General features: G+C 56.8%; 8 protein-coding genes. 3 read left to right on the top strand and 5 right to left on the bottom strand.

The features are described 5' to 3' along the window. Positions 1–38: 38 nt before the first annotated feature. Positions 39–2,912: a DNA translocase FtsK gene (locus FS819_RS22900; RefSeq protein ID WP_156549574.1), complete on the top strand. Its 2,874-nt coding sequence runs from the start codon at positions 39–41 to the stop codon at positions 2,910–2,912. Positions 2,913–3,137: 225 nt separating this feature from the next. Here FS819_RS22900 and FS819_RS22905 read toward each other — a convergent pair whose 3' ends face one another. From FS819_RS22905 to FS819_RS22925, 5 genes are all read right to left on the bottom strand, one after another. Continuing rightward, the gene (locus FS819_RS22905; protein WP_156549576.1) at positions 3,138–4,184 is read right to left on the bottom strand and encodes an ABC transporter ATP-binding protein; all 1,047 of its coding nucleotides are present in this window, start codon (positions 4,182–4,184) and stop codon (positions 3,138–3,140) included. Further along, positions 4,181–5,722: an ABC transporter permease gene (locus FS819_RS22910; RefSeq protein ID WP_234624708.1), complete on the bottom strand. Its 1,542-nt coding sequence runs from the start codon at positions 5,720–5,722 to the stop codon at positions 4,181–4,183. The genes FS819_RS22905 and FS819_RS22910 overlap by 4 nt, the downstream gene beginning before the upstream one ends. A 235-nt stretch (positions 5,723–5,957) precedes the next feature. After that, positions 5,958–6,947 (bottom strand): iron ABC transporter substrate-binding protein, encoded by a 990-nt coding sequence (locus FS819_RS22915; RefSeq protein ID WP_156549946.1) that lies wholly within the window; start codon positions 6,945–6,947, stop codon positions 5,958–5,960. 320 nt (positions 6,948–7,267) lie between these two features. Continuing rightward, on the bottom strand, positions 7,268–9,448 hold the full coding sequence (locus tag FS819_RS22920) for a mechanosensitive ion channel family protein (protein WP_197434116.1): 2,181 nt from the start codon (positions 9,446–9,448) through the stop codon (positions 7,268–7,270). A gap of 161 nt (positions 9,449–9,609) precedes the next feature. Further along, a complete protein-coding gene (locus tag FS819_RS22925; protein WP_156549580.1) occupies positions 9,610–10,083 on the bottom strand; it encodes a BA14K family protein in 474 nt (157 codons plus the stop codon). 221 nt (positions 10,084–10,304) lie between these two features. Here FS819_RS22925 and FS819_RS22930 point away from each other — a divergent pair, with 221 nt between their 5' ends. Further along, positions 10,305–10,667: a hypothetical protein gene (locus FS819_RS22930; protein ID WP_156549582.1), complete on the top strand. Its 363-nt coding sequence runs from the start codon at positions 10,305–10,307 to the stop codon at positions 10,665–10,667. 752 nt (positions 10,668–11,419) lie between these two features. Further along, positions 11,420–13,231 carry an ABC transporter ATP-binding protein gene (locus tag FS819_RS22935; RefSeq protein ID WP_156549583.1) on the top strand — a complete coding sequence of 604 codons (1,812 nt, stop codon included), beginning with the start codon at positions 11,420–11,422 and terminating at the stop codon, positions 13,229–13,231. Positions 13,232–13,241: the final 10 nt, after the last annotated feature.

A 13,241-nucleotide genomic window follows, 5' to 3' on the forward strand; every position in this document is an offset into this window, starting at 1 on the left:
AGGGGACAAGAACCATTCCAAATGAACTGTTAGGCATCATGCGCGTTCCAACACAGAATAGTCCCCGTTCTTCCGATCAGACCGGTCATGACGATCCGCAGTCTGGTGTGGTGCCTTCTGCCGATCAGGCGCGTCTGGCCGGTCCGAACGGACCGCTGGAGCCATGGCAGTCTGCCTTCGTCTTGGGGCCGAATGTGCGCTTTACCCGCACACCGGAAGCCGCCATTAACAAGCGCCGGGAAGCTGAGGCCGCAGCCGAGCAGGCGGCGGTGGTTGCTGCCCTGCAGAAAGCTGTCGATCAGGCTCGCGTATCCACGCCTGCCGCTACCTCGTCTCCTGATCTGGCGTCCAGCACGGCGATGCCCGCCTCTGCTGCTGCTATTGGTGCTGATTCCACTGCGCAAAATGCCAGCTTTTTTGGATTGCCGAAGACGGGCAGTCCGCTCATCGTGCCGCGCCGTGCGCCGCCGCCTAGGCCGGTGAATGCGCGTCCGCCGCGGCCCGTTGCAGAGGTGCCCGTGGCTGAACCTGTTCAGGATCATGAGTCTGCCCAGGCTGAGGTGGTTCAATTGCCGCAGATCGTAATTGCCCCACAATTTTCGCCGGAGACGCTGGTGCGGCCCTTGCCGAATTCACAGAGAATCGAATCTATCGGTGCGGAACTGGCGCAATTGCCGGAGGCGCTACGGTTGCGTCAGGCGGCGGCAGCTATGCGCATGGCAGAGAATATCGAGTTGAACCTGCGCAATGAGAGCCTGTCGGTCGCCGCTGCTGAGGAAAACTCCGCGGGTGAAGCGCAGGCGGCGCCTGTTGTCGCTACAGCGCAGCTGTCGGTGTCCGATTTTGCATTTTTCGAAATGCTCTCCGATCCCTTCGATCTATCCACCGAAGTGGAGGCTGCCCCGGTTGTTTTGGCGCCGGTATGGACGCCTATTCCCGCAACGGAACCCGCATCACAGCCGGTTAGCGGCTCGGTGGCTGCGCTTTATCGGGAGATCCGGGTGCGCCATGGCGCGGAACAGGCCATTTCCGTGCCTGCTCCTGCAATCGTTGTCGAAGAGAATGCTGAGCAGCCTGTTCTGCCTGCACCCGTCGTGGAGCATGTTGTTGAACTCGCCGCAGAGCCCGAAATTGTTGCTGACGTAGCAGAAGCGGCTTCTGTCGATCTAGCCCCTTGGGAAGAGCCTGCTCAGCCGGTGGAAGTCGTTCCAGACCTTTCTTTTGTTGAAGCTCAACCGATCGTTTTGGCGCCTGTGGCGGTCGCTCGTCCCGTTTCGGAAGCCATCAGGGCCAATCGCGCCATTGGCGGCTTGGAAATGAACCGTCATCATCCCTTCGATGGTGATTTCGTATTCCCGTCGATCAGCCTGTTGCAGGAGCCGCCGGCTGCCCGTGCCGAGGCCATGTTGCCGGAAGCGCTGGAGCAGAGCGCCGGTTTGCTGGAAAGCGTGCTGGAAGATTTCGGCATTCGCGGCGAGGTCATCGACGTGCGCCCCGGTCCTGTCGTGACACTGTATGAATTTGAACCGGCTCCGGGCATCAAATCGTCGCGGATCATCGGCCTTGCCGATGATATCGCCCGCTCGATGTCGGCGCTCTCGGCCCGTGTTGCCGTCGTCCCCGGTCGCAATGTCATCGGCATCGAATTGCCCAACGCTGTGCGAGAAACCGTTTATCTACGCGAACTGATCGAATGCGAGGATTATTGGGAAAGCCGGTTCAAGCTGGCGCTTTGCCTCGGCAAATCGATTGGCGGCGAACCTGTTATCGCTGAACTCGCCAAGATGCCGCATCTTCTGGTGGCAGGCACGACGGGTTCAGGCAAATCGGTGGCGATTAACACGATGATCCTGTCGCTGCTCTACCGGCTAAAGCCGGAGGAATGCCGTTTGATCATGGTCGACCCGAAAATGCTGGAGCTCTCTGTTTATGATGGCATTCCGCATCTTCTGACCCCCGTCGTGACCGATCCGAAAAAGGCCGTCATGGCGTTGAAGTGGGCGGTTCGCGAAATGGAAGACCGCTACCGCAAGATGTCGCGGCTCGGCGTGCGCAATATCGATGGCTATAACGCCCGTGCTGCCCAGGCGCGCGAGAAGAACGAGGTGATTACCGTCAGCGTCCAGGTCGGATTTGATCGTCATTCGGGCGAGATCCTCTATGAGGATCAGGATCTCGACATGTCGCACATGCCCTATATCGTCATTATTGTTGACGAAATGGCCGACCTGATGATGGTGGCGGGCAAGGAAATTGAAGGCGCAATCCAGCGTCTGGCGCAGATGGCGCGCGCTGCGGGCATTCACCTGATCATGGCGACCCAGCGGCCGTCCGTTGATGTCATCACCGGCACGATCAAGGCGAATTTCCCGACCCGGATTTCCTTCCAGGTGACATCCAAGATCGACAGCCGCACCATTCTGGGCGAGCAGGGTGCGGAACATCTGCTGGGCCAGGGTGATATGCTGCACATGGTTGGCGGTGGCCGGGTCTGCCGCGTCCACGGTCCGTTCGTCTCGGATGCCGAAGTCGAGCAAGTCGTGGCGCATCTGAAAACGCAGGGTCGTCCTGAATATCTCGGCACGGTGACCGAGGAAGACGGCGGCGAACCCATGGCCAGCGCACCGGCCGTTGAAGAGGCTTACGACCGCGCCCCGGTTGGCGGTGGTAGCGATGAGAGCGATGAGGTCTATGAAAAGGCCGTCAAGGTGGTACTGAGGGATCAAAAATGCTCTACCTCCTATATCCAGCGTCGTCTTTCGATTGGCTATAACCGCGCCGCTTCACTGGTGGAACGCATGGAGCGAGAAGGTCTGGTTGGTCCAGCAAATCATGTCGGCAAGCGGGAAATCATTGCCGGTTCTTCATCTGATCCAGTTGGGAGCGGCATAGGTTTTGATGACGTCGATTGACGTGAGAGACCGATGACGACTGCGTCATTCCTGATGATGGAGATGATGAGAGTTTGTCAGGGAAAAATGGAACCCGGTTTTCCCGAAAAGACAAACGAAAACAAAACAACCTAGGATCTGTCTGGTTCAATCTGAACCTGACAGATCCTAGGCGCAGAATGCATATCAACGCCGTGCCTCAGACAGAGGCACGGCGTTTTGCATTTTAACAGCTAATCATACGGCTTATTCTGGCGGCAGGACGTGGGCGCTGCCGATGACGGTCAAATAGGAGAGATCGCCCGGCATTGGCAGATCAAGGCGCGACATCCTCACGGAAAGGGTTGGCGTTGCCGCATCGTTACCCTGCAATTGCAAGGTCACCGTGCCGCTCGCACCGGAAAACTCGACATCCAGCACCCTCACTGGCCTGCTTGCATCTGTCATCACCGGTTTGATGCAGATCTGTTCCGGGCGTAACATGATATCGCCGTTGCCGGTGTTGTCGTCTTCCACCGGGATTGCTCCAAGCGCACAATTGGCTTTCCCGGCTGCAAATATTGCGGGAACAACGATGGCTTCGCCCAGGAAAAGCGCCGTTTGGCGGTCAATTGGGCGCTCGTAAAGGTCTCTGGGGGCGCCAGCCTGCACCAGCTTGCCGTCACGCAAGACTGCAAGCTGATCAGCGAAGGACAGTGCCTCTGTCTGGTCGTGGGTGACGAGAATGGTGGTGATCCCGGCTGAGGCAAGCAGTTTCGACACTGCCTTGCGCATGGTTTCCCGCAAACCCGTGTCCAGTGCGGAAAACGGTTCATCCAGCAACATTAATCGTGGTTGACGGCCAAGAGCGCGCGCCAGTGCCACCCTTTGCTGCTGGCCACCTGAGAGTTGATGAGGACGCCGGGCCAGCATGGTGGGATCGAGCTCGACCATTTCGGCCAAATTCCTGATCCGCTCATCGCGGTTCTTCAAGCCGCGTTCAAATCCGAAGCCGATATTGTCGGCAACACTCAGATGAGGAAACAGCGCGCCATCCTGAGAAACGATGCCGATGCCGCGCTTATGGGCAGGCTGCATGAAGCCCGGCTCAGCCTGAAGCGCGCCGCCAAGGCTGATCCGGCCCGAATCTGGCATTTCAAAGCCGGCGATCAGCCGCAAAAGCGTTGTTTTTCCCGAGCCGGAAGGTCCGACAATGGCGGTGCGACTGCCGGCGGGAATAGCCAGCGAAACATCGTTCAATGCCTGCACATGACCATAGTGTTTGCTGACGGATTGAATATCGAGAAAAGTCATTGGCCAGCCGTGCGTTTGGATTGCGACTGCAAAAGCAGGGTAAGGGGCAGGGAGAGGACCACCATCATCAGGGCGAAGGGCGCCGCTGCCACATAGTCGATTTCGCTGGTCAGTGACCAGAATTTGGTGGCAAGCGTGTCGACGCCATTGGGGGCGAGCATCAGCGTAGCGGTCAGTTCATTGGTGATGCCCATGGCAACCAGCGCGATACTGGCGGCGGCTCCGGGGGCTGCCAGCCGCATCGTGGTCAGCCAGACAGCCTGAGTCGGGTTTTTGCCAAGGCTCATGGCGGCCCTTTCCAGCTCCACCGGCGCTTGCGAAATGCTGGAGCGCAAACCAACCATGGCACGCGGCAGGAAAAGCAGGATATAGGCAGCGATCAGCGTTGCGAATGTCTGGTAGAAGGGCAGCGCGACTCGAACGGTAATGGTCACCAATGCCAATGCCACGACGACGCCGGGCAGAGAGCCGACGTAATAATGGCAGGCCTCCAGCAGCTTTTGCAGGCGTCCGGGTGCGCGCACCGACAACCAGGCCATCGGTGCTGCGGCCAGCATTGAGAGAATGCCGCCGGTCAGTGCCAGCACGATGGTCTCAAAGAAGGCGGCGCTGACCATGTCATTCTGCCAGACCCGCAAACCGCCAATATAGAGCCACCGCAACAGTGTGTAGACAGGAACGCCAAGCGCCAGCGCCGTCACGCTGAGCAGCAGCAACAAGGCTGGAACGACAAAGCCGCCCAGCTCGTGACGCGGAGACGGCCGGATGGCGCCGGAGCCGACACGTGCATAGCGTTCGCTGCCCCGCAAAAGCCCGTCAAGACCCAGGAGCAGCAAGCAGCAGAACACCAGAACGCCGCTCAGCATATTGGCGGCGGGGCTGTTATAGGCCGATTGAAACTGGTCGACGATGGCGGTCGCAAAGGTGTCGAACCGGATCATTACGAACAAGCCGTATTCGGACAACAGGTGCAGCGCCACGAGCAATGCGCCCCCGAGAATGGCCAGACGCAATTGCGGCAAGACCACGCGGAAGAACACTTGCCACGGTCCAAGGCCTAGGGAGGCTGCGGCATCCTCGATGGCCGGATCGAGCCGACGAAGAGAGGCGGCAACAGGCAGGTAGAGAAACGGGAAATACGCGAGCACCGAAATGAACACAGCGCTCCACAGCCCATGCATGCCGGGTGAAATGCCGATCCAGGCATAGCTGTGCACGAAAGCCGGAACAGCAAGCGGTGTCACCATCAGCCAGGACCAAAGCCCGGCCCAGGGCAGGCGTGTCCGCTCGATCAGCCAGGCGAGGGCCACGGCAAGCACGATGGTAATGGGAATGGTTGCTGCTTCCAGCAGGACCGTATTGATCAGCAGGTCGCCGACACGACCGCGAAAGACCAGGGCTTTCACCGTCTCCCAGCCGACATCGACTGTGACCCAGGCGATAAAACCAAGTGGCACAAGGCTGAAGGCGGCGACGAGACCGGCAATCGCCAGCAGACCGATATGCCCGGCGGGCCGGTGCTGGCGCCCTGCCGTTATCTTTGTCTGCGCTTTTGGCGCTGTTTGCCTATTGTCCTGCAACAACGGTATTCGATCTTCTTGTTATGGCAATATCGATGCGGGCGGTGTCTGGAAAAGCCAAAATCACTCTAAAAAAGGCAATCGCCGACTGGCGATTGCCCTAAGCCTTTCTTGAGGGAAAGACAATAGTTTCGAAGTGAAGGAGACGCCTTGCAGTCGGCGGGGCCGGTTGCCGTAATAGGTGCCTTCTGTTTTAGAGAATGCCGGCTGCCGTCATCATTTCAGTGACCTTCTTGCTGTTCAGCTTGGTCGGCTCAACCTTCGGAGCGTCCAGATCCTTGATCGGCACCAGCTTGGCATTCGATTCCGCACCCTTGCCCACGGCATATTCATAAGACGTGCCGGTTTTCAGGATCGCCTGACCTTCCTTGCTGGTGATGAATTTCAATAAGGCCTGGGCATCCTTCATATGTTGGGTGGACTTGATGATGCCGCCGCCGGAAATGCTGAGAAAGGCGCCCGGGTCCTGATGCTTGAAATAATGCAGTGCCACGTTACCGCTGTTTTCTGCGGTCTTGGCCTGATCGCCGAACCAGTAATAATGATAGATCACCGCGCCTTCGACTTCACCGGCATTCACAGCCTTCATGGCAACGCTGTTGCCCTTGTAGAAGGTCGCATTTTCCTTCAAGGCCTTCAGCCACTTGGCGGTCGCTTCCTCACCCTTCAGCTCCAGGAGAGCGCTGACGATGGCCTGGAAATCCGCACCGGAGGGAGAGGCTGCCCAACGGCCTTTCCACGCCGGATCGGCAAGATCGAGCAGGGATTTCGGCAGCTTGTCTTCGCTGAGCTTGGTCTTGTCATAGGCAAACACCGTGGAGCGGGCGGCAATGCCGACCCATTGGCCATTGGCGGGGCGAAACTCTTCCGGAACCTGCGACAGCGTATCGGCATCAACAGGAGCAAACAGCCCAGCTTGATCAACCAGCGCCATGGCTGGTGAATTTTCCGTCAGAAACACATCGGCGGGTGAGGCTTCGCCTTCCTGCAAGAGCTGATTGGCAAATTGCATGTCGCTGCCCTGGCGCATCGTGACCTTGATGCCCGTCTGCTTGGTAAAGGCTTCGACCCATTCCCGGCCCAGGCTTTCATGCTGGGCATTGTAGACCACAATGCCATCGCCATCGGCGGCGAAAGCCGGTGCAATTGCAGTCGTGGTGAACAGGGCGGAAAGAACAGCCATAGCGCTCAAGCTAGAAATACGAGAGATTTTCAAGTCAGTCTCCTTGTCGAAGGGCAGAAGGAAGTCACAAATCTGACCCTTGGTTAGGTAAGCTGAGTATTGAAGTCAAGTTACTCTCGGTTGGAAGGTCTGCGGCTGCTGAACGGTTTAGCTGTATCTTCTGTCTAAAATGACGGTTGCCAACGCCTATTCGCATGGGAATGAAGGGCCTGACGACCGTTGTCGCATTACGGTTGCAATCAGTCTTGCATTTCTGATCACGATGAATTGTACCCTGCAGAAGGGAACCGTCGATTGGAGAAGGTTAATCCAAACGCCTATCAAGGCGCGTTGGCGGCTTTTGCGGATAGGGTTGAGGCCGCAGCGGCATCATTGATCGCCGTTCCATCGGAGCGCACGACAACAGCATTGGAGGCCAGATTGAGACCAGCCGCCTTGAATGCTGCGAGCAGACGCTTGATGCCTTCGCGCTTGATCAGGCTGGGATTGCCGGGCCGACACGTGAACTTGAAGCGGATGACCATGGAATTTTCGTTGACCTCTTGAATGCCTTGCATCTTGAGAGGAATGAGAAAATCACCCGCAAATTCCGGCTCTTCCAACAGGGATAGACCAACTTTCTTGGCAGTCTTGCGGATCATTTCCAGATCGGCGTCGCGGTCGAAGCGCAATTCGAATTTAATCGTGCCCCAATCGCGACTGTAATTGGTAACGGCGGCGATCTGGCCGAACGGCACTGTATGCACAGGGCCATTGTGGTGGCGTAAACGAACCGAGCGCAGGGAAATCTGTTCAACAGTGCCCTGTAGCTTGCCGACATCGATATATTCGTCGATCCGGAAGGCATCTTCCGCCAGGAAGAAGATGCCGGAAACGACATCCTTGACGAGGGCTTGCGAGCCGAATGATACGGCCAGGCCAAGCACACCGAAGCCCGCGAGAAGCGGTGCCACGTTCACACCGAGGGAGGTCAGGATGACGAGAAACGCGACCGCCAGGACGGCCCCCATGACCAGATTGCGCACGACAGGCAGAACCGTCGACAATCGGCTGGTGGTTTTCTGTTCTCCATCATCCTCGTGACCCGGCAGTTTGACAGTATTGACTGGTGAAATGGTGTCAAAAAACTTCCAGAGGAAGCCGCAGACAAAGGCGCTGCAGACAATGGTAATGCCAAATTGTTGCAAATGATTCAGCCAATAGGAGGCATCCACCCCCGCATTGGCCAGAAGCGGTTGCCACAAGATGACGGTGATGTGAATTCCAATCAGCCAGATTGCGCCGGAAAACGGGATGCGCAACGCCCAGAGCAGGACCGAGTGGAAACCCGGACCATAGACGGCTTCCCGTCGTATTGCCAGATATTGAAACAAGCCAGAGACACCGCGATGCAGGATGGGAATCAGTATGAACACGATTTGGCTGATGCCCGACACGCGCACCCAGAGGACGTTTTGAGCCGTGCCGGCGACCAGAAGACCGAGCAGCCATATAACAATTGTGGAGACGATATAGAAATTGGCGATGAGATTGCCGGTAATACGCTGCCATCCGTTGGCATGGCCGGAATGAGAATTGGCGATGTCGCTCCGTCCGACGATAAACCAGACCAGCAGATAGGCGGTGATGATGGTGGAACTGAGGAACAGCCAGCCATCCACCGCCATCGGGGCTAGCCCGCGGGCGTCGGCAAGATTGAGGCTGCTATGGGTAAAGCCGGACAGAAAGCCGAAGCCGACCATCATTTTTAGGTGCCAGGATGCGTCGGCAATATCGAATAACGGTTCGAATCCGTTGATTTTGGCGAAGAGCAGGCGGCCGAAACTGGCAAAGATCGCGGTCGTCATGGCAATATGAATGAAGCTGGAGGTTACCTCTTTGCCAAATGAGCCGGAGACCATGCCCATATTGGCGCCATTGCGCGCCAAAACCACGAAGATGACGACCGCAAGCAGATCTCCAGCAAGCCGCAGGACTGCAAATAAGGCCTTGGCAAGTGGCCCACGATCTGGACCAAGACGCGGCATGAGCCGTGCGAACGCCGTCAGGAACACGGTGGCCGTCGCGAGCCCGGCAACGATCGCGCCGGCGGCCGTCAGGCTGAGTTCCTTCATCCCCGTTTGCTCTTCATGCAAAGATTGCATGCTGTTGCTAAACGCCGCTGGCAAGCTTTGCAGGCCGGTCAATGCGACGGTCCCGCCGCGCCGAAGGGCAGTTGCCACTTCCCCGTAGGCAGCCGTCATCATGTCGGCTTCCATGGTGGCGGAACCCGTCTGCGGAGTTTGGGCAGTGGTTACTTCAGGTGATGGGGACGATACAGGGGTGGTTGCGGGTAGGGCTTGCTGGGGCACTAGATTGTTCTGTTCTGCTGCAGCTTTGGCCGGAACCTTAGCGCTGTCTTGCGCGGCAACCCCTGACATTAATCCAATGGAAAGGCTTGAGAGGAGGAGAATGGCGATGATCAGGCCGGTATGCCGGCACTTTGCGATAAGCTGTGTCATCTCTTCCCCCCGGCGTTTAGCCATCCGGCTATGCTATGCCTTGGGAAGTATTAGCGCGATTTTCTGAAAAATCAGCAAAGCCATCGCGATGTGATCGGAATTTTCATGCAAAAATGGCGCGAAACCGAGTCTCGCGCCATTTTCCAGTTATTAAGAGATATTTACGGTGAAACGCATTGGCGGCGTGGGCCGTTATTGGGCTGGAACGTATTGTCCGAGGCCCGGTAGGACCGGTAGCGATTATAGCACCATTGAGTGTGCGAGTTTCCACCCTGTGGCCGTGCGCTGAGGGCACCGCCAATGATAGCACCTGCGGCCAATCCACCGATAATTGCGCCGGCGTTGTTGCGGTTATGGCGACGATGATATCTGTCACGATCATAGCGGTTATAGCCGCGACGGCCGTCCCAATTGCGATCGCTATGGCGACGTGGACCAGGAACATAGCGACGCTGGCGACGATCGTCAGCCCAACTATTTTCCGCAACTTGGACGCCGCCCTGTGCTGTGGCACTGGGAATGCTCTGCGTCTGTGCAGGTTGCGAAAGCGCTGTTGGTGCGGCGGATGCGCCAACCGGCGCCATACCTGTCAGCAGTGTCGCGGCTGACAGCAGAATTGCGGCAATTTTTTTCATTTCCTCACCTGTTTCCGTCTTTGATTTCACCCGTAAACTGTTTGCCACCAAGAAAAGTTCCTTGGTCTGGGCGTTTAGGGCCTCGCATTTTAGGGCATATGCCGATGCATAAGGGATGGCGTCTTACGTCTAGGTGAAAAGCGCGCCTGAACTCACCTTCTCGGGAACAAAATCCTCTGTGGAAGCTTTATTGCGGACTTCACAAACGCGAGCGGTTCTCGATGAAATATGTTCTCCCAATTCTATTGGCCACAGCCATGCCGGCCATGGCCCAATCGCCGCAGCTTGAGCAGGCCTGTCATACGGTGCTGCAAAATTTTCTGATGAAGCCGGATGTGAAAATCGGCCAGACGCAGAGCTTTCCTGAATTGACCCCTCCAGGGGCACGCATCACCTTTTCCGAGCGACAGGATGCCGATGCCTCGAAGATGGATGATGTCATCGATTGCGAGTTTCAAAAAGCGACTGCACCTTTCGGTCTGACCAAGTTCTGCATTTCCAGCACCTGCTATTCGCCGGGTGAGCGCGCAGACGACCGCCGCCGCCGTTTCGAGGAAATGCAGGCGTTGATGAACAGGAAGTGACGGCTCTTATGCATTTCCTTGAAGCACTGCTGAGACGTGGACTTCGGAGCTGGGAATGTATGCCTGCCAAACATTGCAAGTTAAACACAATTTTGAGGTGACATGACACAACACGCTAGCAAACCAAGACGCCGCATGCAGATTTTTGTCGGCTCACTTTTCATCATTGGGTGCCTTATCGGTGGCTATTACGTGATTGGTTATCATCCTGGTGAAGTGGAACCAGACAACCCACTCAACAGCTCCAGCCAAGCCAATCCGTAAGCTCTTCTTTCAGCATCTGAGTGAGATGATAGAAATGGATATTTCAGATATATAAGCGAAAACAATGCTTTATCGTGTAGGCGCTCTTTGTCATTGACGTTTCTGAAATCATCCAATAACGGCGCAACAGTCCTCCTTGTAGAAAGGTCGGCTGTTGCGGAAATACCGCAGTCAGTGCGTTTTATCCCAAAATTGCAAATCACTTATTGGCTTCAGAATCGAGTCGATCTAAAAACCATTTATGTTCAACACCAATCAGGGAGGCTTTATGGCATATTTTTCCACCTCCCCGGTGGCCAGCGCCAATTTAATGTTGGCAGGCGCCATCCGCAGTTAAGCTGCGTGTGCGTAACGGTCAGTCCGTTACCTTGTGTTGAATCAGGTTTGTCCGGGAATAGAATTTTCTCCCTCTAACGCCACTTTATCGCGTTTCCGCGCGGTTTCCATTCTATTCATATGTCGGAGCCGGCTCGCGCCGGAATTTTCCTATGGCTTTAGGTTATAAATCTCGCCGTGGCGGGGCATTTCGCAGCGTTTTCGGTTTCTGTGCGGTTCATTGGCGCCGGCAGCCGGGGCGTGTGGTTTTCATGCTGTTTGCCGTATTGCTTTCCACTTTGGCAGATGTGTTAACGCCACTGTTCTCCGGTCGGTTGGTTGACGCGGTCGTCTCCGGTCGCGCCGATGACAGCCTTGCCTGGGACAGCGCTATTGCCGCTTTCGCGTGGTTGATGGCGCTCTCTGCCGGAGCGGTCCTGCTGCGCCATGCAACGTTTACCGCCATTATCGGCTTTACGCTGCGCTCCATGTCGGACATTGCCGCCGATGCCTTCTCTCGCATTCAACGCTTTTCCAGCGATTGGCATGCAAATAGCTTCGCTGGCTCGACGGTGCGCAAAGTGACGCGCGGCATGTGGGCACTCGACCTGTTGAACGATACGGTTTTCGTGGCGCTGTTTCCCTCGCTTGTCATGCTGATCGGTTCCACTGTGCTGATGACGTGGCATTGGCCGATGATGGGCCTGTTGGTCGGGGTTGGGTCCATCTGCTTTGTGTTGTTTACCGCAATCATGGCTCTACGTTACGTCGCGCCAATGGCCAGTATGGCCAATAGCTGGGACACAAAACTGGGTGGGTCTTTGGCCGATGCAGTGACCTGTAATGCCGTGGTCAAGGCCTTCGGTGGGGAAAGCCGCGAGGAAACCCGCTTGAATTGGGTGCTGCAAAAATGGCAGGACAGGACGCGCCGCACCTGGACACGCGGCACGCTGAATGGCAGCCTGCAAGCAGCCTTGCTGATGGTGTTGCGCGGTGGGGTTTTGGGTCTGGCCCTTTGGCTATGGAGTGCTGGAAAGGCCAGCCCTGGTGACATCACTTTCGTGCTGACAGCCTTTTTCATCCTGCAGGGCTACTTGCGGGAAATTGGTATGCATATCCGTAACTTGCAACGGTCAGTCAATGATATGGAGGAACTGGTTTTCCTGCATGGTCAACCCCTTGGCGTCGTGGATGTGGCCGGTGCAAAACCTGTTGTCATCGAACGCGGCAAGATCGAATTCGATCGGGTGTCCTTTCATTACGGCAATCATTTTGCGCCGCTCTACAAGGACTTTTCCGTTGTGATCCAGCCCGGTGAGAAGGTTGGGCTGGTTGGCCATTCCGGTTCTGGCAAGACGACGTTCATCAAGCTCATTCAGCGCTTGCATGACGTCAACGGTGGGGCGATCCGGATCGACGGTCAGGATATCGCACTCGTTGCCCAAACCTCGTTACGCCAGCAGATCGCCATCGTGCAGCAGGAGCCGATCCTGTTCCATCGCTCGCTTGCGGAAAACATCGCCTATGCAAGGCCCTCGGCCAGCCAGCAGGACATCGAAACCGCTGCAAGGCTTGCCAGCGCCCATGGCTTTATCGAGGCCTTGCCGAAGGGGTACGGCACGCTGGTGGGTGAGCGCGGCATCAAGCTTTCAGGTGGTGAACGCCAGCGGATTGCGATCGCCCGTGCCTTCCTTGCAGATGCGCCGATTCTTATTCTGGACGAGGCAACGTCAAGCCTGGATTCGGAATCGGAAATGCTGATCCAGGAAGCTATGGAACGGCTTATGCAGGGCAGAACCACCTTGGTCGTGGCGCATCGGTTGTCGACCGTGCGGGCGCTCGACCGGCTGCTGGTCTTCGATCACGGCCGGATCGCTGAGGAGGGGACGCATGAGAGCCTGATCAGGATGAAGTCAGGCATTTACCGTGGTCTTTTCGAGCGCCAGGCGTTGGAGTTGACCAAGGGCATGGTCTTCGGAGAATAGGCTTTTCCAA

It is taken from the genome of Allorhizobium sp. Av2 (genome assembly GCF_021462805.2).
Lineage (GTDB): Bacteria > Pseudomonadota > Alphaproteobacteria > Rhizobiales > Rhizobiaceae > Allorhizobium > Allorhizobium vitis_G.

Excerpts from the sequence above, each read along its gene's own strand:
- FS819_RS22915 (WP_156549946.1), bottom strand. The coding sequence starts at position 6,947 with ATGGCTGTTCTTTCCGCCCTGTTCACCACGACTGCAATTGCACCGGCT.
- FS819_RS22935 (WP_156549583.1), top strand. The coding sequence starts at position 11,420 with ATGGCTTTAGGTTATAAATCTCGCCGTGGCGGGGCATTTCGCAGCGTT.
- FS819_RS22920 (WP_197434116.1), bottom strand. The coding sequence starts at position 9,448 with ATGACACAGCTTATCGCAAAGTGCCGGCATACCGGCCTGATCATCGCC.
- FS819_RS22930 (WP_156549582.1), top strand. The coding sequence starts at position 10,305 with ATGAAATATGTTCTCCCAATTCTATTGGCCACAGCCATGCCGGCCATG.
- FS819_RS22905 (WP_156549576.1), bottom strand. The coding sequence starts at position 4,184 with ATGACTTTTCTCGATATTCAATCCGTCAGCAAACACTATGGTCATGTG.
- FS819_RS22925 (WP_156549580.1), bottom strand. The coding sequence starts at position 10,083 with ATGAAAAAAATTGCCGCAATTCTGCTGTCAGCCGCGACACTGCTGACA.
- FS819_RS22900 (WP_156549574.1), top strand. The coding sequence starts at position 39 with ATGCGCGTTCCAACACAGAATAGTCCCCGTTCTTCCGATCAGACCGGT.